This window comes from Endozoicomonas sp. GU-1 (assembly GCF_027366395.1).
In the GTDB taxonomy this organism is placed as follows: Bacteria; Pseudomonadota; Gammaproteobacteria; order Pseudomonadales; family Endozoicomonadaceae; genus Endozoicomonas.
On sequence record NZ_CP114771.1, the window covers coordinates 368,111 to 391,302 of the forward strand.

Annotated in this window: 20 protein-coding genes, 2 tRNA genes and 2 pseudogenes; 16 read left to right on the forward strand and 8 right to left on the reverse strand. The window is 50.4% G+C overall.

What is annotated here, in order from left to right; translation table 11 throughout:
• Positions 1–129 precede the first annotated feature (129 nt).
• Positions 130–605 (reverse strand): annotated as a pseudogene (locus O3276_RS01735) (IS1634 family transposase); the annotation flags it as partial.
• 141 nt (positions 606–746) lie between these two features.
• Between O3276_RS01735 and O3276_RS01740 the strand changes: the two are divergent.
• From O3276_RS01740 to tilS (O3276_RS01765), 6 genes are all read left to right on the forward strand, one after another.
• Positions 747–1,745 carry an ankyrin repeat domain-containing protein gene (locus O3276_RS01740; RefSeq protein WP_269674084.1) on the forward strand — a complete coding sequence of 333 codons (999 nt, stop codon included), beginning with the start codon at positions 747–749 and terminating at the stop codon, positions 1,743–1,745.
• 217 nt (positions 1,746–1,962) lie between these two features.
• Positions 1,963–5,472, forward strand: coding sequence for a DNA polymerase III subunit alpha (dnaE, locus tag O3276_RS01745; protein ID WP_269674085.1), 3,510 nt, complete (start codon positions 1,963–1,965; stop codon positions 5,470–5,472).
• 231 nt (positions 5,473–5,703) lie between these two features.
• Entirely contained in the window at positions 5,704–6,609 is a 906-nt protein-coding gene (locus tag O3276_RS01750; protein ID WP_269674086.1) for a hypothetical protein, read from the forward strand.
• Positions 6,610–6,929: 320 nt separating this feature from the next.
• On the forward strand, positions 6,930–7,880 hold the full coding sequence (accA, locus tag O3276_RS01755) for an acetyl-CoA carboxylase carboxyl transferase subunit alpha (protein WP_101747059.1): 951 nt from the start codon (positions 6,930–6,932) through the stop codon (positions 7,878–7,880).
• Positions 7,877–8,422, forward strand: coding sequence for a tRNA lysidine(34) synthetase TilS (gene tilS, locus O3276_RS01760; RefSeq protein WP_269674087.1), 546 nt, complete (start codon positions 7,877–7,879; stop codon positions 8,420–8,422). The genes accA and tilS (O3276_RS01760) overlap by 4 nt, the downstream gene beginning before the upstream one ends.
• Positions 8,404–9,285: a tRNA lysidine(34) synthetase TilS gene (gene tilS / locus O3276_RS01765; protein ID WP_269674088.1), complete on the forward strand. Its 882-nt coding sequence runs from the start codon at positions 8,404–8,406 to the stop codon at positions 9,283–9,285. The genes tilS (O3276_RS01760) and tilS (O3276_RS01765) overlap by 19 nt, the downstream gene beginning before the upstream one ends.
• A gap of 18 nt (positions 9,286–9,303) precedes the next feature.
• Here tilS (O3276_RS01765) and O3276_RS01770 read toward each other — a convergent pair whose 3' ends face one another.
• The 3 genes and pseudogenes from O3276_RS01770 to O3276_RS01775 all read right to left on the reverse strand — a co-directional run bounded on the left by O3276_RS01770 (position 9,304) and on the right by O3276_RS01775 (position 12,305).
• Positions 9,304–11,073: a hypothetical protein gene (locus O3276_RS01770; protein ID WP_269674089.1), complete on the reverse strand. Its 1,770-nt coding sequence runs from the start codon at positions 11,071–11,073 to the stop codon at positions 9,304–9,306.
• Positions 11,074–11,205: 132 nt separating this feature from the next.
• Positions 11,206–11,427 (reverse strand): annotated as a pseudogene (locus O3276_RS25610) (hypothetical protein); the annotation flags it as partial.
• On the reverse strand, positions 11,385–12,305 hold the full coding sequence (locus O3276_RS01775; protein ID WP_269674090.1) for a hypothetical protein: 921 nt from the start codon (positions 12,303–12,305) through the stop codon (positions 11,385–11,387). The gene O3276_RS01775 and the pseudogene O3276_RS25610, both read right to left, overlap by 43 nt.
• A 288-nt stretch (positions 12,306–12,593) precedes the next feature.
• On the opposite strand from O3276_RS01775, the gene O3276_RS01780 reads away from it, so the two are divergent.
• The 4 genes from O3276_RS01780 (at position 12,594) to O3276_RS01795 (ending at position 16,969) form a co-directional block, all read left to right on the forward strand.
• A complete protein-coding gene (locus O3276_RS01780) occupies positions 12,594–14,225 on the forward strand; it encodes a CTP synthase (RefSeq protein ID WP_269674091.1) in 1,632 nt (543 codons plus the stop codon).
• Between the two features lie 59 nt (positions 14,226–14,284).
• Entirely contained in the window at positions 14,285–15,136 is an 852-nt protein-coding gene (gene kdsA, locus O3276_RS01785) for a 3-deoxy-8-phosphooctulonate synthase (RefSeq protein WP_269674092.1), read from the forward strand.
• A 118-nt stretch (positions 15,137–15,254) separates the two neighbouring features.
• The gene (locus O3276_RS01790) at positions 15,255–15,734 is read left to right on the forward strand and encodes a hypothetical protein (RefSeq protein WP_269674093.1); all 480 of its coding nucleotides are present in this window, start codon (positions 15,255–15,257) and stop codon (positions 15,732–15,734) included.
• A gap of 116 nt (positions 15,735–15,850) precedes the next feature.
• Positions 15,851–16,969: a transposase gene (locus tag O3276_RS01795; RefSeq protein ID WP_269674094.1), complete on the forward strand. Its 1,119-nt coding sequence runs from the start codon at positions 15,851–15,853 to the stop codon at positions 16,967–16,969.
• A 275-nt stretch (positions 16,970–17,244) separates the two neighbouring features.
• Here the strand turns inward: O3276_RS01795 and O3276_RS01800 are convergent, their stop codons facing one another.
• The gene (locus O3276_RS01800) at positions 17,245–17,550 is read right to left on the reverse strand and encodes a hypothetical protein (RefSeq protein ID WP_442876555.1); all 306 of its coding nucleotides are present in this window, start codon (positions 17,548–17,550) and stop codon (positions 17,245–17,247) included.
• Complete coding sequence (locus O3276_RS25615; protein ID WP_442876556.1) at positions 17,537–18,046, reverse strand: transposase; 510 nt, start codon at positions 18,044–18,046, stop codon at positions 17,537–17,539. The genes O3276_RS01800 and O3276_RS25615 overlap by 14 nt, the downstream gene beginning before the upstream one ends.
• Before the next feature lie 101 nt (positions 18,047–18,147).
• Here O3276_RS25615 and O3276_RS01810 point away from each other — a divergent pair, with 101 nt between their 5' ends.
• Complete coding sequence (locus tag O3276_RS01810; RefSeq protein ID WP_269674097.1) at positions 18,148–18,450, forward strand: hypothetical protein; 303 nt, start codon at positions 18,148–18,150, stop codon at positions 18,448–18,450.
• A 146-nt stretch (positions 18,451–18,596) separates the two neighbouring features.
• On the opposite strand, the gene O3276_RS01815 is transcribed toward O3276_RS01810, so the two are convergent.
• Together O3276_RS01815 and O3276_RS01820 are read right to left on the reverse strand one after the other, a co-directional pair.
• Positions 18,597–18,687 (reverse strand) — tRNA-Ser (locus tag O3276_RS01815).
• Positions 18,688–18,733: 46 nt separating this feature from the next.
• A tRNA-Ser gene (locus O3276_RS01820) sits at positions 18,734–18,824 on the reverse strand.
• Positions 18,825–19,030: 206 nt separating this feature from the next.
• Here O3276_RS01820 and O3276_RS01825 point away from each other — a divergent pair.
• The 5 genes from O3276_RS01825 to O3276_RS01845 all read left to right on the forward strand — a co-directional run bounded on the left by O3276_RS01825 (position 19,031) and on the right by O3276_RS01845 (position 22,970).
• Positions 19,031–19,702 carry a Bax inhibitor-1/YccA family protein gene (locus O3276_RS01825; protein WP_209201278.1) on the forward strand — a complete coding sequence of 224 codons (672 nt, stop codon included), beginning with the start codon at positions 19,031–19,033 and terminating at the stop codon, positions 19,700–19,702.
• A gap of 91 nt (positions 19,703–19,793) precedes the next feature.
• Positions 19,794–20,186 carry a sulfurtransferase complex subunit TusD gene (gene tusD / locus O3276_RS01830; protein WP_269674098.1) on the forward strand — a complete coding sequence of 131 codons (393 nt, stop codon included), beginning with the start codon at positions 19,794–19,796 and terminating at the stop codon, positions 20,184–20,186.
• A gap of 1 nt (position 20,187) precedes the next feature.
• Positions 20,188–20,547 carry a sulfurtransferase complex subunit TusC gene (tusC, locus tag O3276_RS01835; protein WP_269674099.1) on the forward strand — a complete coding sequence of 120 codons (360 nt, stop codon included), beginning with the start codon at positions 20,188–20,190 and terminating at the stop codon, positions 20,545–20,547.
• Positions 20,547–20,828, forward strand: a complete 282-nt coding sequence (tusB, locus tag O3276_RS01840; RefSeq protein WP_269674100.1) for a sulfurtransferase complex subunit TusB — start codon at positions 20,547–20,549, stop codon at positions 20,826–20,828. The genes tusC and tusB overlap by 1 nt, the downstream gene beginning before the upstream one ends.
• A gap of 51 nt (positions 20,829–20,879) precedes the next feature.
• Positions 20,880–22,970 (forward strand): S9 family peptidase, encoded by a 2,091-nt coding sequence (locus tag O3276_RS01845; RefSeq protein WP_269674101.1) that lies wholly within the window; start codon positions 20,880–20,882, stop codon positions 22,968–22,970.
• The last annotated feature ends 222 nt before the right edge of the window (positions 22,971–23,192 follow it).

Genomic DNA, 23,192 nt, shown 5'->3' on the forward strand with positions numbered 1-23,192 from the left:
ATTGCGAAAAATTGAGGATAAGTAACTGCTCAAAATTTGGTGGAAAGTCCCATTTCAAGACACCCAGATCAAAACTCAGTGAGCTGGATTCAGGTATAATCCTGAACCATGAATCCGTCAAAAACCACATCGCTCCTGTTTTTTCAGCTCGTGCCTTATTCCGTGCTGGATAGCAGCATAGACCATCAGACACAGTGTCATCACCATTAACAAAGCATTCAGCCTGCACAAAGTATTCGAAGTGATCCATCCGGCGATGGCCGTCCCTTGCCCGAATAGCAGGGTTTACCGGTAACCTCAGGCTCAGTTGCACTCTGGCAGCGTTTCGATTGTTTCTGCCACAAGGTAAAAGCCTCCAATGCATCATCCCTGCACAGAAAAACCTTTTTACCCAGTTTTTCCAGATCACGGGCCTCTTTCAGTGACTGCTTCTGCATCTTTCGGGTCAGTGTTTTCTGTTCAACCAGCCTGCACTTTTTGTTGAGAAACAAGAACCATCGTTGTTTAACATCTCCATAGCAGGAAGGCACTTCAGCAGAGTAATAATCTTCATAGCCTTCAACCGGTTCCAATGACATGGCTGGCGCTTTGCCGACCAGCTCCTTAATCTATATAGCCGGGCTGAAAGAGGCAACTGGGAGAATTTTCAGCTGTGTTACTTGAGTTATTTACGCTTCCAGTTGAACTACTTGTTCAATGTCTGATCCAACTCCTGAAATAACATTGACCAGACCAAGGGGGGAGTTATGGAGTCAATTAGCGGGCATTCCGGATTCTTCTACCAGCGATTTGATGGATCTGATTCTGCCATTTCTGAAGTAAACTGTGACAATCCCTACAATGAGCCCACACCGTTGGCGGCTTGCAGGGTCGGCGATCTCAATGTCCTGAAAAGGGAACTGCAAAAGGACCCCGCTGTCGTTTGCAAAGATTACCGCTGCGCAAAAACCGAAGATATGGTTTCCTTGCTGTTTGTTGCAGTTACTGAAAGGCACGTTGATCTGGTCCAGCTGCTGATCAGCAAAAATGCTGATGTTAACTATGTCACTCAAGTTGGTTGGACGCCGCTCAGTTATGCTGCGAAGGAAGGGCATATTGAAGTGGTCCGGATGCTGCTCAATAATGGGGCTGATATTAACCTGGCCTCCTTGGACGGATCCACGCCGATCAGTTATGCAGCGGAAGAAGGGCATGTTGAGGTGGTTCGGCTGCTGATCAACAAAAGGGCTGATGTTAACCTGGCTACTTCAGACGGATTCACGCCGCTCAGTTTTGCAGCGGATAAAGGGTATGTTGAGGTGGTTCAACTGCTGCTCGACCACGAGGCCAAGGTCAATTTGGCGACGAACAAGGGCACTACGCCGCTCTCTTTTGCTGCACAAGAAGGGCATGTTGAGGTGGCCCGGCAACTGATTGAAAAGGGTGCTGATGTTGATCAGGCTACTATAAAAAAGGCCACGCCACTCTATTTTGCTGCCAAGCTGGGTAACAATAAGATGGTTGAACTGTTATTAGCCAATGGTGCAGATCCAAACAAAAAAGCGGAAAGATTTCGACTGTGGTTTTTTCCGATCACCAGGTCACCTCGTGCCGCTGCCCGACGTTATCATGGAAATAAAGAAACGGTGGAAATGATAAGGGCAGCCAAAGCCCTGAAAAAAAGAAACATTGTTCGATCCAGTGAATACTCACCACTGCTTGCTGGTCAATTTCCATCTTTTGGTTCCATTCGACAAGATCTATAGCGCCAGAATAATAAGTGCAGATCAACGACAGCACGCTTTAAAGGAACATTGTTGCCTGAAGGGGCAGGCCTTTGGGTGGCCCGCTGGTCACGCCGGATGCGGTGGTTGAGGACTATGAACGCGGTAGTTGGTTGCAATAAAGCAATATTTTTTATTGGTGTATTTATCAGAGGATTCATTATCATTACCGGATTGCCATTCAGGACTTCCTTCTTCCATGACAGCACGATTTATCCACTTACGGGTGCACACCGAATTTTCCCTCAGCGACGGGCTGGTGCGAATAAAACCGTTGATCAGCGCGATTTCCGGCTCTGGCATACCGGCGGTGGCGGTGACCGACCAGTCCAATCTCTGTGCGCTGGTGAAGTTTTATTCGGGGGCCATGGGCGCAGGCATCAAGCCCATTTGTGGCGCTGACCTCTGGGTGGAAAATCCGGCGGACAAGTATGCACCGTCCCGTCTGGTGTTGCTGTGTATGGATGAGCAGGGTTATCACAATCTGACCGAGCTGATCTCCCGGGCGTTTATGGAAAATCAACACCATGAAAAGGCGCTGGTGAAACGGGAGTGGATCATGGCCCTGTCAGAAGGGCTGATTGCGCTCTCCGGTGCCAGGGAAGGTGAGATTGGCCGGGCACTGTTATCGGGCAAAAAGTCGCTGGCAGGTGAGTTATTGCAGGAGTGGATGGGAGCGTTTCCTGATCGCTTCTACCTGGAACTTCACCGTACCAACCGGGCAGGGGATGAAGAGTGCGTTCATGGTTCCGTGGCTCTGGCGGCAGAGTTCAACTGTCCGGTGGTGGCCACCAATGATGTGATGTTTATGACCCGGGATGATTTCGAAGCCCATGAGTCCAGGGTCTGCATCGGCGAAAGTGTGGTTCTGGATGATCCCCGCCGGGAACATCGCTACAGTGAAGAGCAGTACCTGAAGTCTGAACAGGAGATGGCTGAACTCTTTGCGGATATTCCTGAAGCACTGGCCAACTCCGTTGCCATTGCCCAGCGCTGTTCTATTAATGTCAAACTGGGTGAGTACTTTCTGCCGGAATATCCCGTGCCAGAAGGTAAAACCATGGATCAGTTTTTCCGTGAATTTTCCCATGATGGCCTGACTGAGCGCCTTTCGTTTCTGTTTGATACGTCGGCACCGGACTTTCCGGAAACCGAAAAAATCTACCGGGACCGACTGGACTTTGAGCTGAACACCATTTTGCAGATGGGGTTCCCGGGGTACTTCCTGATCGTTATGGACTTTATCCAGTGGTCTAAAAATAACGATATTCCCGTTGGCCCCGGACGTGGTTCCGGTGCCGGGTCACTGGTGGCCTATGCCCAGAAAATCACCGATCTGGACCCGATCAAATACGACCTGCTGTTTGAGCGATTCCTGAACCCTGAGCGGGTGTCGATGCCCGACTTTGACGTTGACTTCTGCATGGAAGGCCGGGACCGGGTGATTGATTATGTGGCCCGTACCTATGGACGCAATGCGGTTTCCCAGATCATCACCTTCGGTACCATGGCGGCCAAGGCGGTGGTGCGGGATGTGGCCCGGGTTCAGGGTAAGTCCTATGGTCTGGCGGATCGTCTTTCCAAAATGATCCCCTTTGAAATCGGCATGACGCTCGGTAAGGCCTATGAACAGGAGGAAGCCATTCGGGAGTTTCTGGAGTCCGATGAAGAGGCGGCGGAAATCTGGGAGATGGCGCTCAAGCTGGAAGGGGTCACGCGCAATGTCGGTAAGCACGCCGGTGGTGTGGTGATTGCCCCCACCAAGTTGACGGACTTTGCACCGCTTTACTGTGATGAGCACGGTAAAGGGGTGGTCACCCAGTATGACAAGAATGATGTGGAATACGCAGGTCTGGTGAAGTTCGACTTCCTGGGCCTACGCACGCTGACCATTATTGACTGGGCCCTGAAACTGATTAACCCCCGTCGGGCGCAGCGGGGTGAAGAGCCTTTGGCCATTGAAGCCATCGATCTTGAAGATAAAAGCGCCTACGACATGCTGAAGCGGGCGGAAACGACGGCGGTCTTCCAGCTGGAATCCCGTGGGATGAAAGATCTGATCAAACGTCTCCAGCCCGACTGCTTTGAAGATATTATCGCTTTGGTGGCCCTGTTCCGTCCGGGTCCGCTGCAGTCCGGGATGGTGGACAACTTTATTAACCGTAAGCATGGCCGGGAGGAACTCTCGTTCCCGGATGCCCAGTATCAGCACGAGTGGCTTCAGCCTATTTTGCAGCCCACTTACGGCATTATCCTGTATCAGGAACAGGTGATGCAGATTGCCCAGGTGCTGGCCGGTTACACCCTGGGCGGTGCGGATATGCTGCGCCGGGCCATGGGTAAGAAAAAGCCGGAGGAGATGGCCAAGCAGCGGGCGGTGTTTGAAGAGGGCGCTATCAGCCAGGGCGTTGATGGTGAGCTGGCCATGAAGATCTTCGATCTGGTGGAGAAGTTTGCGGGCTATGGCTTTAACAAATCCCACTCGGCGGCCTACGCCCTGGTTTCCTACCAGACGCTGTGGTTGAAGGCTCACTATCCATCGGAATTTATGGCGGCGGTCATGAGCTCCGATATGCAGAATACCGATAAGGTGGTGACCTTTATCGAAGAGTGTCGGGATATGGGCCTGACCGTGCTGCCGCCCAGCGTGAACATTGGCGAATATATGTTCGGTGTAAACGACGATGGGCATATTATCTATGGGCTGGGGGCCATCAAGGGCGTGGGTGAAGGCCCGATTGAGGCGATTGTCCGGGCTCGTAAAGAGGGTGGTCCATTCAAGGACCTGTTTGACTTCTGTGAGCGGGTGGATGCCAAAAGCATCAACAAGCGGGTGCTGGAGGCATTGATCAAATCCGGGGCGCTAGACCTGCTTGGGCCAGTTCCACAAAAGCCGAAACAGTTGAATTTCAACCGTGCCGTGCTGGAAGCGAGCCAGCTTGAGGCGATCAAGGCGGCGGACCAGGCGGCGAAAAGCCTGGATTCTGGTCATATGGATATGTTTGGTGCCCTGGTGCCCGCCGGAGAAGAGGCTGTTTACGACACTTATCTGAAAACCAGCGAATGGACGGACAAGGCTCGTTTGGGTGGCGAGAAGGATACCCTGGGGCTCTATCTGACCGGTCACCCTATTGATGAATACGAAAGTGAAATCCGGCACTTTATCCGCAACCGTATTAAAGACCTGCAGCCTGCCCGGGGCGATAGCCAGAATATTGCCGGGCTGGTGGTGGATATGCGGGTGATGAAAAACAAGAAGGGGGACAAAATGGCGTTTGTTACCCTGGATGACCGCACCGGCCGGATTGAAGTGTCGGTGTTTGCCGATGTGTTTGGGGAGTATCAACACCTGCTCCATAAAGACGCGGTGCTGGTAGTGGAAGGGGAAGTCACCTTTGATGATTATTCCGGTAGCCTGAAAGTCCGCTCGAAAAAAGTGATGAAAGTGGTGGATGCCCGCAGCCATTATGCCCGTCGTCTGGTTCTTGAGGTTTCCCATGAACAGATTGATGGTCATTTTGAACGAAAATTGTCGTCCATGTTGGGTGGGCAGCCGGGTCGGCTGCCGGTCAGGATTGATTACCAACGGGACGATGCCCGTGCCAGCCTGATGCTGGGGGAGCAATGGCTGGTCAGCCCCAGTGATGAATTGGTGCTGGAACTTCGGCAGTGGCTGGGCAAAAATGCTGCTAACGTTGAGTATGCCTGAGCAAGTGCTTGGGAATTGAGGTATGAAACGGAAGCTGTGGGTCTTGTGCAGTTTCCCTTTTTCGATGGAATAGTAAAATCAACTTTCTTAGAACTTTCATTGGCGTATGAGGTCTGACTTTTCGATCAGGTAAACTCACCGGTTTTCCTGGTTGCAGACTGCACCGGGCTTAAGGACTGCCTGAATGCAAATGGTCATGTACTTGGTGAAATTTTTATGAGAGGAATTTTTATGACTCCTGTTAAAGCTTGCTCACCGATGTTGCCGAAAGAAGCCAACCAAGAGGCTACAAAAACAGCCGATCAGGGAAAGTTTAACGATCGCTCCACTACCGTTGTTAGCAGGGCTCCCGCCTCGATAACACAGGATCCTGGTTCCACTTCTGGTGGCAATACGGCTGAATTTCAAAAAAGGACAATTGCCAAAATACGGGCAGAGACGGATATTCTGTCAGCCAAAAATGATCAGCTATGCCCCGATACCATCAAAGAGAAGACAGTCCCGGCTGATCTGATATTTCGGAAAATGGAAAAACCAATAATCGAGAACCCTGAATCAACGCCTGTCCCACCGGTAGCCTACTTCCGGCGTGCAGATGGGACATTGGGCGAGGTGGATTTCACGGAACTCGGAAATACCCTGAAAGAGGTTACCGGTGCGTTTGTTTTCAAAAAATATCATGCCGGTGAATATCATCTGAATTGGGGAAGAAGTTTTTCCGGGTTGTATGACCCTTATTCAATCCATGCGGGTCAACTTGATAATGGCAGGTTTTTCCTTCATGCATTGAAGCCTGAGCTTTGTGATCGGCTATTTACACTGGATACCGCTCGCCAGCAAATCCGTTACCTGGGGGATGATGATTTCACACCCGGGCCCGGGGAGCATGATGACCATTTCTCCCTCTATTGCGGAACCACCTATGGCGAGGCAATGGCAGCTTTTGAGCTGGCTTGCAAGGGCACCGACATAGCCAATTGCATCAGGCCACTGCTGGGATGGTCTGACGCTGTTGGCGCAAAGATGGGGCATCAACCGAAAGTCCCGGGTTTTCAGGCAGAAGCCATGGAAATGCCACAGGTAGTCCCAGACCCATATTGGGAGAAGATGGCGGAGTGGGATATGTCTTTATTCTGATGCGACTGGGCTAACTGCCGCCCTGCCTGTCCCGATGCCCGTTGTAACTTCCGGGCATTGCGGGTCGGCTGGCTACCGGGGGGGGATATTGTGGTCGCAAAATGTACCCACGGTGAAGGTTCCTCCTTTATTGTCCACTACAGGCAGTGGTTCCGGCTTTTCAAAAGGGGACATCCCATTCTCGTATTGCTTTTCTGCAGACTTCCAGGTCGACCAGCTGTTGAACTGTTTACAGGTAATTACGCTTTTTAACTCGACTTTACGGCGGTGTTTACGTATTTTGATCCCTATTTACTCTCCGGCCATGATAAGTGGACTTCATGAACCCGAATTACCTGGACTTTGAACAGCCAATTGCTGAACTGGAAGCCAAGATAGAAGAGCTTAGGCTGGTCAGCAGCGATGCAGAGCTGAATATTACTGAAGAGATTGCCACACTGCAGGATAAGTGCCGCAGTCTGACGGATGCCATTTTCAGCAACCTTTCTTCCTGGCAGGTGGCCCAGCTGGCCCGGCACCCCAGAAGGCCCTACACGCTGGACTATATTCGCCATATTTTCACCGAGTTTGATGAACTCCATGGCGATCGCCATTTTGCTGATGACCCCTCCATTGTGGGTGGCATGGCCCGACTGGATGGTCGACCGGTGATGGTGATTGGTCATCAGAAGGGGCGTGAGATCGAAGAAAAAGTTCGCCGGAATTTCGGTATGCCCAAACCGGAAGGTTACCGTAAAGCCTGTCGGCTGATGGAAATGGCGGAACGTTTCAAGATGCCCATCCTGACCTTTATTGATACACCGGGCGCATACCCCGGTATTGGTGCCGAGGAACGTGGGCAGAGTGAGGCGATTGCCTACAACCTGGCGGTGATGTCCCGCTTGAAAGTGCCTGTGATTTCCACGGTGATCGGTGAGGGTGGTTCCGGTGGTGCCTTGGCCATTGGGGTTTGTGATCATCTGGTGATGATGGGGTATTCAACTTACTCTGTTATTTCCCCTGAGGGTTGTGCCTCCATTCTCTGGAAAAAAGCCGAGTACGCTTCTACCGCCGCAGAGGCCATGGGGGTAACTGCCGGGCGTTTACAGGAGCTGGGCCTGGTGGATACCCTGGTGGCAGAGCCATTGGGTGGTGCACACCGGGATCCTGAAGCAGCGGCTGCCAGTTTGCAAGCAACACTGGTGGATCAGCTGAACATGCTTTCGGCACTGGACAGCGATACCCTGCTGGAAAATCGTTACCAGAAAATCAGGGATTTTGGGGCGCTTTGATTGCGAAAACGATGGCAAAAACCAGCGCAGAGATCACTTCCTGTCACCCGCTCAGCCCTGAGTGGGTGCTTGATCAACTATCTTCAAGCCTGCAGATACCGGTCTCTGAATGTCCTGTAACGGTGGCATTCAGTGGCGGTGTTGACTCCACCGTTTTACTCCATTTGCTGGCCTGCCTGCGTGATCAGGGAGATATCGCTGATGTGTGTGCTGTTCATGTTCATCATGGTTTGAGCCGTTACGCTGATCAGTGGGCTGAGCACTGTCACTCGGTATGTGAACAGTGGCAGATACCGCTGACCATCGCCAGAGTTTCTCTGGAAAATGACGGCTATGGTCTGGAGCAGGCGGCCAGGGATGCGCGATACCAGGTATTTATCAATGCCGTGGAAGAGGGCGGCTGTCTGTTGCAGGGGCATCATCGGGATGATCAGGCAGAGACGGTTCTGCTCAGGTTATTCCGCGGGACCGGTGTTGATGGTGTTCAGGGATTCCCGAACAAAGGTCCCTGGGTAATGGGCTGTTGTTACGGCCCTTACTGAATGTGGCCCGAGCATCCATTGAAGATTATGCCCGGACAAATAACCTCCGATTTATTGAAGATGACAGTAATACGGATGAACGCTTCTCCCGCAACTTTCTCCGTCAGCGACTGATTCCCATGGTGGAAGAGCGCTGGCCGGGTGCGTCGGAACGATTGGTCGAATTTGTGCGGGATGTGGCGCAGATGAATCAAACCGTGCAGCAGCAAACAATCGAACAGTTGGCCCTGTGTATTGATTATCGCCCGCAATGGCTGCTTGACCGGCAACCGCTGATGAATCTGGCAACGCTGCAATCCCTTGATGCCGGTTCCCGGCGTCGAGTGGTTCGCCAATGGCTGAAACAGCAGGGCATACAACTGCCCTCCAGAGACACCCTTGAACAGATCTTTGATGAAGTGGTTGAGGCTCGAATCGACGCCGAGCCCCTGCTGACAGTGGCACCGCGCTTTACCCTGACTCGCTACCAACAAATGCTGGTGTTGCTGGATGAAGACGTGCATTTGCAGGCATTTGAACCCATGGTATGGGACTGGCAGAAAGAGCCAATCGTGGTGTTGGGAGACCGGTCGCTGATCTGCAGTGCTAAACAGGAGCGCAGTGATAGCGCCATCCGACTGCCACAAAAACCATTACTGTTAAAACGCCGTTGTCACATATCAGGGGATGAAAAGTTTGCCATTGCCGGGCGGCAAGGTCGAAAAACTCTGAAAAAATGGCTGCAGGACTATAAAGTGCCACCCTGGCTGAGAGAATATTTGCCATTGGTGTTTGATGGTGACCAAATGGTGGCTGCTCCCGGTCTCTGGGTGTGTGATGGCTATTATGGCATGGAGAGTGATGGTTTAGCTCTCCATTGGTAACAGCCATTCGTCTTTGTTTTACCGGTTATTGTCGTTTGAGTTACCGTTCTCTAATGCTGCCAATGCCCGCAAACGTTCTCCCTGGTCTCTAAAGTAGTGACTATTTTCAGCAACCCGGGACACCGTATCGTATGGATGTTGTAATTTGTTAAAATCAATCACAGGGTTCGGGTCATTGAGAGCATTTTGATGGATCGGAAAAACGTCAGAATCCTGATATTGACGCCATAAATTCCATCGGTGAGTCCCGGCAAAACTCTGTTTCTTTGCTTGGTAATTTTCCAGCCAGTGTGCCGGGTCAATATCCTCTTTTTGTTTGAAACTGTCGATCATTTTATGGATCACTTTGACGAGTTGGCGATAGCGAGGGCGGTACCATTTTTCCCTGAGCACTCGGGCAGAAAAAGCACGAAATTCGATGAGTATCTCTTGTATCAGCTCTTTGCTTCCGGGCTCAGGGTAGCTGGCATCGACGACTTGTTGTAAACAGGTTAAACGTTTCTTCAATTCGCTCTTACCGATGCCGCCTGCCCACTTTAATCGACGGAACGCTTTATGTTCATCCACGAGATCTGAGAGTATGGCTTTTTTCAAGGCTTCACGGTCTTCTGTGATGTTGTTTTGAACCAGCTGAATTTTTTTCTGCAGGGGCAGACTTTTTAGTAAACCGTAGACGTTACTTGGATGAAGGACGTAATCAGAGCGATCGCTTTCGTCAGGTTGTTTGGATAGATTGGTAATCATGTGTTTCGTCGGCGAAAGAACAGAGGTCAGTGTACCAATCTGATGTTTTTTTAATCCGTACGTTCCGACAATGGGCAGGCGATTTCTTGGTAGCGGTAGATCTTCGTAGTTATAAACGACGGTAAATCTTTTTTCAGGCCACTTATTTCGTAATTTTTTTGCCTGTTTTTTTGCTGCTTTTACCAGTCTGTCCTCGGATGATCTCATAGTGCTGATGTAGTTCTCTACTACCGTTTTCCGCGCGCGTCCGCTGAGGTTTGCAGCAAGGTCTTTTTCTGGATAAAGCAGGTCTTCCCTGACTTCGTCTGGCCCCACGATGTAGCTTCTGACGCCGCTGTTGGCAGATCGGAATAAATCGCAGGGCGGAAGGGATTTTAGACAGGTATCGTCATTGTTCAGAAAAACAATGGTTTTGTCGTTAAAGTGATCAACTAACGTGACGCCGGTATCTGCATGTACCCCGGTCGCGGGCAACGGTGCAGTGTCGGTTTCGACAGCTGGATGCCCTTCGGTTTCCCTGGATTGCAGCTCATGGAACAGGCTTATCCCATTGTTGAGCGAGCTGTTCCAGGTGGCAAAAGTCAGTCCAAGCCGATTGGCCAGGGTTTTCCATTGATTCCATTCTGGCAAAGAAGTGTCGGCGTTGGTAACTAACAGAAAATCTGCATCAGGATCGTACTGGTAACCTTCGGCAAGCTGAACTTCAAATACTCTTCGTTGTACCACTTCCGTCAGCTGGTGATCTGTCGGGCAATCCAAACGTCCCAGTTCGAGTTCTGCAAATAGTGTGACTTTTGTGTAAAGGGGTTGTGCAGGATTGAGGAAGGTGATCGAACCTGAAAGTCTGTCCTGACCATGGGCAGGAAGTTCATTGATCGATTTCGTGAGCCCCTGGTTATAGCTGAACGGTACGCCATCTCTGTTGTAAAAAGTAACACAGGCGTTTCTCGTTTGGTCATTATTGGTATCTGCTTTAAAGTTCAATTTGAGCAACCGCTGTTGCCTGCACTGCAAACCAAGGGCTTTCGAAGAAATATTATTCACTTTTACCGACAGCAGGGCTTCTTGATTGCGGCTGATGGACTTGCTCCCTTCTATCGTATCGATATCCGCTGGATATCGTATGGGAAACCTTATTTGCTGTGAGGCTACTTTTGAGAACTGTCGCTCAACCCGCCCAACAGTGGCGCTAAAGTTGGCGACCCCCGATTCACACAGCGGCTCCCCTGTGGGTATTGTTTGAGGTTTTTTAATGGTAAATTCCAGGCGATGCTGTGGGTGAACTGCCTGGCCAGGCGGTATAGCGCAAGGGAGGTTGAAAACAGAGCGGGGGTTGAAGCTGACCCATTTATTATTCACGAGGGCCATTCTGATGGGTTGTGGATCTGGTGTTGGCATGTGACCGGTATTTGTGACTGACAGGTCAACAGAGACCTGTTTGCCGGGTTCGAAAAAACATCGTCACCGGGCTGGTTTAGCAACAGTCTGGAGGCAGTAACCGACAGGTCATAAGGTCCGGTATACCGCCTGGTACCCTCAGCGATGTGAAAACTGCCAGCATTTCCGCAACGTCCATCAGGGGCGTTACGTCCATCTTGACCCGGTAAACCATGGGGGCCTTGAGATCCTCCCGGTTGATAATGGGTTTTGAAACGTGTTTGAGTCCTCCCGCTTGAGTCGGTGCAAGTCTCAGTAGTGACATAATGGTGTGACTCCCCACCTTTTCCTCCGTCTCCTCCCGGGCCACCATATCCGCCTTTTCCACCCCGGCCGTGTGCACCACCGCGAACGTCAGGAGTGTTGAAAAGCATGAGCAAATCGGTTTGTGAAGGTGCGACTGTGAGGGTTACTTTACCGCCATTGCCACCATCGCCACCCCGTGCGCCATCGCCACCATTGCCTCCGGTGCCGCCTTGACCTCCGTTTTGACCCCACCGATATCGGGTGGCGTTTTTCCCCTTGGGCCCGGTTACCCCTTTACCCCCATCACCGCCGTTGCCGCCATTGCCAGCATCACCACCACGGGCTTCAACAGAGATTGTTACTGTTCTGTCGGAGATATTGAGCTCATTTGATGTCTCGTTCCCTTGAACAAAAATGATGTTATTGTAGGAGACTATTGCAACCTTCAGTGCGTGAGCATTTTGGCCGCATTTTCCCGGAGCACCATCCTGCCCGCGATAACCGCCGAAATTACCGTTTGCACCGCAGGCTCCATTGTTGCCCGTGGCTCCGTTGGTAACGTACCTTAAAGTGTTTCCAGAATCAGGAGACATAAATAAACCTCAGTGAAATTATGAGAGTTTGTGATAGCTAACTAGAATAATTTGTTCTTGTTAGACTACGAAATGTCGGTTTTTTATCCCCGGCGAAAATAAAATGAGTGTCAGTCGTTCTGATATTCGAGTGAGTGATTGGCACGCGTCATTCGTTAAGGCATTGGTTGCGCGGGTATTGTATTGATGTAATAACGGTTTTACGTTTACTGCCGGTTTTGGTATCCTGATATCCCATCTTGAGACTCTCTTTTCACCCCGCTTTTATTATTTTCACAGCAGGTAAGCATGACGCGTTATATTTTCGTCACCGGCGGTGTTGTTTCTTCGTTAGGCAAAGGCATCGCATCGGCATCTCTCGCCGCCATTCTTGAGGCACGTGGTCTCAAGGTGACGATGCTCAAGTTGGACCCTTACATCAACGTCGATCCGGGTACCATGAGCCCTTTTCAGCATGGCGAGGTTTTCGTTACCGAAGATGGTGCCGAGACTGACCTGGACCTGGGGCATTACGAGCGTTTTATCCGAACCACCATGAAGCAGGGTAACAACTTTACCTCTGGCCGGATTTACCAGGATGTTCTGCGTAAAGAGCGTCGTGGCGACTATCTCGGTGGTACGGTACAGGTTATTCCACACATCACCGACGAGATCAAGCGCCGGGTAGTTAATGGTGCGGGCGATGCGGATATCGCCCTGGTGGAAGTGGGTGGGACTGTGGGTGATATTGAATCCCAGCCATTCCTGGAAGCCATTCGTCAGTTGAAGGTAGAGCTCGGATTTCAACGTGCCATGCTGATGCACCTGACCCTGGTGCCTTACATCAAAACCGCCGGTGAGACCAAGACCAAACCAACCCAGCACTCGGTTAAAGAGCTGCGTTCGATTGGCCTTCAGCCAGATATCCTGGTATGTCGCAGCGAACAGTACATTGATGCCTCGGCCCGCCGCAAGATTGCCCTGTTTACCAACGTAGAAGAGCGTGCGGTTATCTCCCTGGAAGATGCGGACAGCATTTACAAAATTCCGCGGATGCTCCACGAGCAGGGTCTGGATCAGATTATTGTGGATCGCTTCAACCTGGGCTGCCAGCCAGCGGATCTCTCTGAGTGGGACGATGTGGTGGATCGTGAGTTTAACTACTCCGAAGAGATCACCATCGCCATGGTCGGCAAATACATGGAACTGCTGGATGCCTATAAGTCGCTGATTGAGGCGATTAAGCATGCTGGTCTGAAAACCCGTACCAAGGTCAATATTCGTTACATTGACTCTGAAACCATTGAGCAGGATGGTCTATCTGCCCTGGAAGGGGTGTCTGCCATTCTGGTGCCCGGTGGCTTTGGTCACCGTGGTGTGGAAGGCAAGATCCAGACTGTTCGCTATGCCCGTGAGAACAAGATTCCTTTTTTGGGTATCTGTCTTGGCATGCAGGTGGCGGTTATTGAGTACGCCCGCCATGTTGCCGGTCTGGCAGGGGCGAACAGTACGGAATTTGATCGTCAGGCGGCCCATCCGGTGGTTGGTCTTATTACTGAGTGGATCGACGCTGACGGTATGGTTGAAAAGCGTGACGAAGGTTCTGATCTGGGCGGCACCATGCGTCTGGGTGCCCAGAACTGTAACCTGGTTGCCGGTACACTCTCCCGTGAGGCCTATGGTCAGGATGTTATTACCGAGCGCCATCGTCACCGTTATGAAGTGAATAACCATTACGTTGAGGCATTTGAAGAGGCGGGTCTGGTCATTGCCGGTCGCTCAGAAGACAACAGTCTGGTGGAGATCGTTGAGGTTGCCGACCATCCATGGTTTGTCGCCTGTCAATTCCACCCGGAATTTACCTCAACACCCCGGGATGGCCATGGTCTGTTTTCTGCCTTTATTCATGCAGCGCAGGCTTTTAAGCACGCTTCTCACTGAAGCCAATCGTTGATACCTGCTTTTGCAGGTTTTTTTCTGGAACGCCTGAAGGAACGTTTGTGAAAAGCAAAATTGTTGATGTCAATGGCATTCAGGTCGCTAATGACCTGCCGTTTGTCCTGTTTGCCGGGATGAACGTGCTGGAATCAAGAGACCTGGCCATGAAAGTGGCGGAAGAGTATGTACGGGTTACCGAAAAGCTCGGTATTCCCTATATCTTCAAGGCTTCCTTTGATAAGGCTAACCGTTCGTCAATCGCCTCCTACCGTGGTCCGGGCATTGATGAAGGGTTAAAGATTTTTCAGGAGCTGAAAGCGACCTTTGGTTTTCCGGTGATTACTGATGTCCATGAACCACATCAGTGCCAGTCTGTGGCGGAAGTGGTGGATGTGATTCAGTTGCCGGCGTTTCTGGCCCGCCAGACGGACCTGGTGGAAGCCATGGCCAAAACCGGTGCAGTCATTAACATCAAGAAGCCGCAGTTTCTCAGCCCCGGCCAGATGGGGAATATTACCGATAAATTTCGTGAAGCGGGCAATGACCGTTTGATCCTCTGTGAGCGTGGTGTGAACTTTGGTTATGACAACCTGGTGGTTGATATGCTTGGCTTTCATACCATGAAGCAGGTGAGCGGCGGTGCACCGGTTATCTTCGATGTGACTCATTCGCTGCAGTGCCGTGATCCAATGGGGGCTGCCTCCGGTGGCCGCCGCCACCAGGTAACTGAACTGGCCCGTGCCGGTATGGCGGTTGGCCTGGCAGGACTGTTCCTGGAGGCTCATCCTGATCCTGATAATGCCCGCTGTGATGGCCCTTCAGCACTGCGCCTGTCCATGCTTGAGTCCTTCCTGACTCAGATGAAAGCTCTGGATGATCTGGTTAAATCATTTGAAGCTCTGGATACGCTTTAAGTTCAGCAGTTTAACTCAGAACCTCCTGCTTTTGTTCAGAAGCGGGAGGTTTTTTTATGAACTAATGTTTTTAAAATTGGTCATATAATTATAAATAAAATAAATCTGGAGCATATTTATGAACGGGACGGGTAATTTCAATATATTTCCAGGCGATTTTTCTCAACGTCAATATGGCCCTTTGAAATATCTCTTTGATGAGGAAGATCCCGGTTATCAAGAGTCTGCAGGTCCTGATCCTTTATTCAACGGGCGCGCACTTCAGAAAGTAGAAGATAAACCTGTATTACATCCTGAGAGCCAATCAGCACAGTTCAGTTCACTTACTGATAGTCAATTATCCAGTTTCAAAATCGGGACTGTTAATGCAGACCCTGCAAGCCATTGCCCTCAGAAATTTAATGAGATTGCAGTTTCTATTGCAACAAATCCTGAAAATGGGGGCAAATCTCAAAGCGGGCCATTGAACGGCTGTCTGGCGGGTACTGATAAGATGCCCCGGGAACAGGCAGCGATAAAGCCACTTCCTGCTATGGAAAGCAGAACCGAAAACATCAGTCAAAACAACCAGCCGTCAGTTGATGATACTGAATCGTAAGTTCTCAGAAAGTGCTGACATAAAGCAAAATACACGTCCCTGGCCTATCCTTTTACACCATGAATTTTCCTTTTCCTGCAACCAATGTCCAGCATGACCATCCAGGCCAAAAAGTCTTGGATTATCTTGCTCAGCTCCAGCAGCACAACACATTGCTCAAGGAGTCGCTGGCTTTGTCCCAGAAAGTATTGGCTCTGTCCCAGAAAGAGAACGTTCTCCAGAAGGAGTTGATTGCCAGGCTGCAGGCACAAGGCGTTCAGCAGCAAGAGCAGATCACTCAGCTACAGGAGAAAGTTGAAGCCCTTGAGGCTGAAATCCGCCGTCTTAAAAAGCTGCCTCCCAAGCCTGACATCAAACCAAATACCAAGCCCCCTGATGACTCAGACGGCCCTCCCGGTACTCCACCGGCAACCGGTCAAGGTGATGAAGCTGACCCGGATGATGTCCCAAAACATAAGGTCAGCAAACCGGATGAAAGTACTCGTAATCAGCGCAAGCAACCCACAAAGCCACCGCCTGAAAAGAGCATACGTGTCCCGGCCTGTGGTGTTCCTCCGGGATCTACCTGGAACGGCACTACCCCATTCTATGTACAAGATCTGGTGATCAAGCCAACCAGTGTCGAATATTTGCTTGATCAATGGATAACACCGGACGGGAAAACAGTCACTGCCAAGCCTCCAGCGAATTTGCACGGGCACCATTATGGCCCGACATTGCAAGCCTACATTCTTCACCAGTATTTCGGTTGTGGTGTTACCCAACCGCAGCTGCTGGAATGGCTCTGGGATATTGGCCTCTCCATCTCGCCGGGGGAACTGAGCAACCTGATCACTAAAGGGAATGAGCAGTTTCAAAGTGAGAAGGATGAGATTCTGGTCACAGGCCTTCGTTGCTCAAGCCACATTCAGACAGACGACACAGGGGCAAGGCATCAAGGACAAAATGGTTACTGCACCATCATCTGTAATGAGTCGTTTGCCTGGTATGCCACCACAGGTAGCAAAAGCCGGGAGAATTTTCTAAGCCTTCTGCACCGGCCTTTTCGGACGTACGCGATGACAGGGAATGCCCTGGACTACCTGAGGACACTCAAATATCCCCAAAAGTGGCTGCGTGTACTCCAGCCATACGTTGGAGTGACTTTCCTGAGTTATGAAGCCTGGAAGGCCTGCATGAAAGAGCATGGCCTGACAGGCAAAAAACACGCCTGCAACAAGCCAGTGAAGCCTTGATCTATGCCAGTTTGATAGAACATGGCTTAGGGCATCTGACAACCTTCAGCGATGGCGCACAACAGTTCAATGTGTTCAAACACGCCCAGTGCTGGGTACATGCAGAGCGGTTGCTGTACAAGGTTCATCCTGTCAATGAGCAACAAGCCAGTGCCCAGAAATGGTGCCGGACATGGCTCTGGGCGATTTATGATGATCTGAAAGCCTTCAAGGCTGAGCCTTCCAAAGAGAACGCCATGAAGGTACGACTAGGTGCCTGTCCGAGAATAAGAATTTTAACGATCGCTGTCAACGCTGATCTGGGAGTTATAACAATACTGATAACCAGTGCTGTTCTTACCCATTATCCGGGCATCGGGATCGGCAAAACTGATTTGTTTTTTGTCGTCTATTGGTTTATCAGGATTCAGTGTCAACTCTCGTTCTTCAAGGGCTTTTTTGGCCTTCTGGATTTTTTCCAGCCGTTCCTGTTTGAACTTCAGATCTTCCGGGATGCCGTATCCGGTCTCCTGCCGGTATGCCTGATCTTCTTCTTTGTCACTGGTTTCAGCCTTTTTTATCAGGGCTTCAACCTCGGCCATTAGCTCTGCTTCTTTGGCTTTCAGTCGCCCATAACTCATGGCCTTGTGCTTTGATGTATTGGCTTTGAATTTGGAGCCATCCAGAGCAATGTGACCCAGGGAAGCCATGGGCGAGCAGCACGCTCTGCTTGAAACTGCTATGAAAGAAAACAGACTGGTCTTTACGGAAATCGCTCAGTACCCGGAAGTTTGGGCAGTGCTGTTTGGCGATATACATGAAAGCCAGATCCTGGTTACAGCGTCGTTCAATCTCTCTGGAGCTGAAAACACCATGGCTGTATGCGTAGATCAGGATCGATATGATCAGTCGTGGATGATAGGCATTCTGGCCAAGGTGGTGATACTGCTTCTCTACTTCTGAAGTGTCGATGTGTCTGAAGATATCCTCAAACACAAAGCAGTCGTGATCAGGTGGTAACAGGTCGAAAATGTTCGTGGGGAACATGAGGTGCTGATTAAATTCAGCAGGGCTGTCTTTGAATTTTGGGGATGACATCCGTTTCAGTGGTGCTTTGAGTAGTCTGAGGGTGCCTGATTTTACCTAATCAGGCTATTCTCGGACAGGCTCCTAGTGCAGAGGATAAAAGACTGTATTCCGTGCTTGTTTCTATGGGTCTGGAGCTGGCAAGGCTACAGTTGAGAATGGATTATAAGGAGGGTAGCAGGGAGTACAAAAAGATAGAATCCAATTTTAAACATATCTGTATGTTCTCTCCCCCTTCCGCTGATGGAGTTGGAGAGTTAAGTTCAAATGAGGAATTATGGTCAAAGAATTTACCTTTGCCTGCCAGAGAATTAATTTCTGATTTCCTTGTTGAGGATACTTCTTTCTCTAAACAATTAATTGCAGGCAGATCAGCGATCAAGGATGCTCCGGTTTCTGAATCGAGTGGCACCTGAGGCTACCCTTGTTTTCGGGGGGGTATCGTCCTTCTCTTCTCCCGGTTCACCACCATGTGTATTGGAGTACTACCAATTGGTATTACGTGCCATGCTCGGAACAAACGAAAATACCCCGTGAAAACACGAGGCTATAATCGTCAATTTGGCGGAGGGACAGGGATTCGAACCCTGGGAAGGCTATTAACCTTCGCTGGTTTTCAAGACCAGTGCTTTCAACCGCTCAGCCATCCCTCCAAGGATGATTTTTCTGTCACGAAGCATGATGAAAAGAGTGCTGATATGGCGGAGGGACAGGGATTCGAACCCTGGAAGGGCTATTAACCCTCGCCGGTTTTCAAGACCGGTGCTTTCAACCGCTCAGCCATCCCTCCGCGACGAGACGAATAGTACCTGAAATCAGAATTCTGTCAACGCCTTGATAAACGGTAATCTTTTTCTATGCTCCCAGCTCAGGAAATGTGAAAAATAGTAGATACTATTCAGATAGGCAAAATGTCAGGAATTGTTAAAACTATAGCCCCAGTAAATTGGTCTGATATAATGACTGGTATTACATCTATATAGAGGAATGACAAAGATGGATCGCAAACCCGTAATGACCGCTGCTTCTACCAGCCTGGGTGCAGGCGTTGAAATCAATAAGGTTCTTCGCAATACCTATATGTTGCTGGGCATGACTCTGCTATTCAGTGCTGTCACCGCCGGCGTTGCCATGGCTCTGCAGATCAGCCAGATGACGGCGCTGGTTCTCTCTCTGGTTGGTTTTGGCCTGCTGTTCGTGGTTAACAAGACCGCTGATTCTGCCAAAGGTATTGTCGCTGTTTTTGCCTTTACCGGTGTGCTGGGTGCTGCCCTGGGGCCAATGCTTAACCATTACCTGGGTATGGCCAATGGTCCGTCACTGATCATGCAGGCCCTGGGTGGAACTGCCGTGGTGTTCTTTGCGCTCTCTGGCTATGTGTTGACCACGCGCAAAGATTTTTCCTTTATGGGTGGCTTCCTGATGGTTGGCCTGATTGTCGCTGTGGTCGCCAGTATTGCCCTGATCTTTTTTAATATCCCTGCTGCCAGCATGGCGCTGTCTGCCCTGATTGTGCTGCTGATGTCCGGTTTTATCCTGTTTGACACCAGCCGTATTATCCACGGTGGTGAGACTAACTATATCCGGGCCACTGTCTCCCTTTACCTGGATATTTACAACCTGTTCACTGCGCTCCTCCACCTGCTGGGTGCCAGTAGTGACGACTGATGTCTGATTTTGCTTTTATCGGGCCCCGCCATTTGGTGGGGCTTTTTTTTTTGTTTGATGGCTTTTTTCCTGTTAACGCAAGGTTATTATTATGAAGTTTGCACTGGCCGTGTATGGCGCTCCGGCCAACAGTCAGGCACCACAAAGTGCATTGCACTTTGCCCGGGCGGTGGTGGCCGGGGGGCATGAAATTGTCCGGTTGTTTTTTTATCAGGATGGGGTGAATACGGCGACCGCCATTGCCCAGCCACCTCAGGATGAGTCCAACCTTCCTGAAGAGTGGCAGCAGTTTATCCAGGCGCATAATCTGGATGCCGTGGTTTGTATTGCGGCGGCATTAAGGCGGGGTATTGTGAATCAGGCAGAATCTGACCGTTATGAACTGCCGGGTCATAATCTCCGCAAGGGGTATGAGCTTTCCGGTCTGGGGCAGTTGCTTGATGGCGCACTGATGGCCGATCGCCTGATCACCTTTGGAGCCTGAGATGAGTCATTCTGTGTGTGTTATTTCCAGCCGGGCTCCTTACAGTGGGCAGTCGGCCCGTGAGGCGCTTGATACGGCGCTGGTATCCGCTTCTTATGATATTGAGACCAGTCTTTTGCTGATGGGCGATGGGGTCTATCAGTTATTGCCAGGGCAGGAGGCCGGTGACATTCCCCGTAAGAATCTTGCCGCCATGCTTCAGGTGCTGCCTCTGTATGGCATAGATACCATTTATGTGGATCAGCTGTCTCTGGAGGAACGGGGTATCCGTCCTGATGCGCTTCAGGCAGGGGTGACAGTGCTTGCCGGGGGTGAGTTGCCCCTGTTTATCCAACAGCATTCCAGGGTGTTTAATTTCTGATGAGTACGCTGCATACCGTTAATAAGCCAGGTCCGGCGATGGCACTCTGTGTTCGTGCTGTTGTCAGCGGCGATTCTGTGTTGTTGATTGAAGACGCTGTTTATGAACTGCTGTCACCGGCAAGCCGGTTGACTGCTCTGCCGGATGGCTGCCCTGTGTATGTGCTGGATATTGATGCAAAGGCCCGCGGGGTGGCGGTGTCTGCGCCGTTTGAAGTCATCAACTATGATCGCTTTGTGTCATTATGTGTTGATAATGAGAAAGTGTTGTCATGGTTTTGAATGATATTATCCAATCATATTTTATAATGTTTACTGATTGAGGAAATCCCTTTGAAAGCACCGGTCGCTCAAAAAATTCCACACTCCATTATTCAGCACGACCAGACCCGCATCGATGAATACCACTGGTTGCGGGATGAGCACTGGCAGAAGATTGTGGCAGGCGATCTGGATTTTAACAACCCGGAGGTGCTGGCCTATCTTAACGCTGAAAGTGAATATAAAGATGCCCAAATGAAAGACAGCAAGGTCGTTCAGGAGCAGCTTTATCAGGAAATTCTGTCCCGGATAAAAGAAGACTATCAGTCCTGGCCGGTTAAAAAGGGCGATTTTCTCTATTATTACCGGGAAGAGAAGGGGAAGAACTATCCCATTCTCTGTCGTCGTCATGGCTCGATGGATCTACCGGAAGTGGTTTATATGGACGTTAACCAGGAGGCGGATGGCAAGGACCTCTATATGTTTGGCCCGTCCATCACCAACCGGGCAAATACCTTTCTTGCTTATGGTTATAATCTCACCGGCTCCATGGAGCGAAGCATTCGGGTTCGGAATCTGGCGAGTGGGCAGGACAGTGAGTGGACCTACCATAACAGTACCGGCTCCATACTCTGGATAGATGATGAGCACCTTCTGGTGGTGGAGCGTGATGAGCAGGCCCGTGGTAAACATGTCTATAAAATCAATATCCATCAGGGACCGGAAAAGAAAGCGCTGGTGTTCTCCAAACCTGATGAGTTTGACGGGATGTTTCTTTCGCTGGCGGAAACCACAGACCGTGAATACATTATGGTGTATCTCAACAGCGGTTCCAGTCAGGTGGTTTATGTTTCTCCCCGCGCGGCGATAGATTTCCGTCTGTTTGCCCATGGTACTGATGATGTGGTGTTCAGCCTTGATCACTATCTTGATGGCGACAGTGATGACTTCTATATTCTCACCAATCTTCATGGTGCCAATAACTTCCAGCTGTATAAGACATCGGTAAACCAGTGGCAGCAGAAGCATTGGCAGCTGATTCAGGCGGAAAGTAACACACTCAGCCTTACCGATATTCATTTCTACCATCATTACCTGATTATTGAGCAGAAAAATAACGATAAAGCGCTGGATGAGCTGGTGGTACAGGATATGGTATCCGGTACCCGACAGAGGGTATCCATGCCTGATGAAGCCTATGAGCTGGATTTTTCCGGTGACTGGGATCATAACGCCACAACCGTCCGGCTGGATTACTCTTCACCGGTTATGCCCAGTACCGTTCTTGAGTTGGATCTGAAGACCGTGCAAACCACAGCGGTCTATACCCGTGAAACGCCCAACTTTGACCCGGAAAAATATGAGGTCAGGCGGGAGTATGCTATCGCTCGTGACGGTGAGCGTATTCCGGTCACCATTATTCATAACAAAGGTCTGGTAAAGGATGGCTCCCATCGTGCCCTGGTTTACGGTTATGGTTCCTACGGTTATGGCATGACCGCTGGTTTTGCCTCTAAGCTTTTCAGCCTGGTGGATCGTGGTTTCGTCTATGCGACGGCTCATATTCGTGGCGGAGATGAAAAGGGCTATCAGTGGTATCTCAATGGCAAAATGCGTCATAAGATGAATACCTTCAATGACTTTATTGATGCCACGGAGTACCTGGTCAAACAGGGTTATTCCGATAAAGGGCAGATTGCCATTAATGGTGGCAGTGCCGGTGGCCTGTTAATGGGAGCGGTGACCAACCTGCGTCCGGATCTGTTTGGTTGCGTGGTGGCCGATGTGCCTTTTGTTGATGTTATTAACACCATCAGTGATGCATCCCTGCCATTGACGCCACCGGAATGGGAAGAGTGGGGCAACCCGGTCACCAGTGCCGACGACTTTGATTACATTATGCAGTACTCGCCCTATGACAATGTGCAGGCCAGGGATTATCCTCCGATGCTGTTTAATTCCGGGATATCCGATGAGCAGGTCACCTACTGGGAACCGGCCAAGATGGTGGCACGTCTGAGGGCGCTGAAAACCGATGATAACCTGCTGCTGCTGAACATGAATATGCACGCAGGCCATGCGGGTGCCAGCAAGCGTTATGAGTGGATTGATGAAGAAGCGTTTAACTATGCCTTTATCCTCAAGTGTTTTGGCATGAAGTAGCCTTGATCGACGGATTTGCCATGTGAGTCTATCATCGTTCCCGGACAGTCTCCCGGTCTTGAGAACACAGATTCATTGGCCAGCAAGGTAAAAAAAGCACTAACTATATGGTTGCTGGCCTTTTGATCAACAAGCTGTATTCAGGGGGTGATATTCATGCCCGAACAGGCTTTTAACCCACTACTGAATAAATATTAGACAGAGTATTTCAGGGATGAACTT

Excerpts from the sequence above, each read along its gene's own strand:
- O3276_RS01740 (WP_269674084.1), top strand. The coding sequence starts at position 747 with ATGGAGTCAATTAGCGGGCATTCCGGATTCTTCTACCAGCGATTTGAT.
- O3276_RS01790 (WP_269674093.1), top strand. The coding sequence starts at position 15,255 with ATGAACGGGACGGGTAATTTCAATATATTTCCAGGCGATTTTTCTCAA.
- O3276_RS25615 (WP_442876556.1), bottom strand. The coding sequence starts at position 18,046 with ATGTCATCCCCAAAATTCAAAGACAGCCCTGCTGAATTTAATCAGCAC.
- O3276_RS01780 (WP_269674091.1), top strand. The coding sequence starts at position 12,594 with ATGACGCGTTATATTTTCGTCACCGGCGGTGTTGTTTCTTCGTTAGGC.
- tusD (WP_269674098.1), top strand. The coding sequence starts at position 19,794 with ATGAAGTTTGCACTGGCCGTGTATGGCGCTCCGGCCAACAGTCAGGCA.
- O3276_RS01750 (WP_269674086.1), top strand. The coding sequence starts at position 5,704 with ATGACTCCTGTTAAAGCTTGCTCACCGATGTTGCCGAAAGAAGCCAAC.
- dnaE (WP_269674085.1), top strand. The coding sequence starts at position 1,963 with ATGACAGCACGATTTATCCACTTACGGGTGCACACCGAATTTTCCCTC.
- O3276_RS01800 (WP_442876555.1), bottom strand. The coding sequence starts at position 17,550 with ATGGCCGAGGTTGAAGCCCTGATAAAAAAGGCTGAAACCAGTGACAAA.
- accA (WP_101747059.1), top strand. The coding sequence starts at position 6,930 with ATGAACCCGAATTACCTGGACTTTGAACAGCCAATTGCTGAACTGGAA.
- tusB (WP_269674100.1), top strand. The coding sequence starts at position 20,547 with ATGAGTACGCTGCATACCGTTAATAAGCCAGGTCCGGCGATGGCACTC.
- tusC (WP_269674099.1), top strand. The coding sequence starts at position 20,188 with ATGAGTCATTCTGTGTGTGTTATTTCCAGCCGGGCTCCTTACAGTGGG.
- O3276_RS01825 (WP_209201278.1), top strand. The coding sequence starts at position 19,031 with ATGGATCGCAAACCCGTAATGACCGCTGCTTCTACCAGCCTGGGTGCA.
- O3276_RS01775 (WP_269674090.1), bottom strand. The coding sequence starts at position 12,305 with ATGTCTCCTGATTCTGGAAACACTTTAAGGTACGTTACCAACGGAGCC.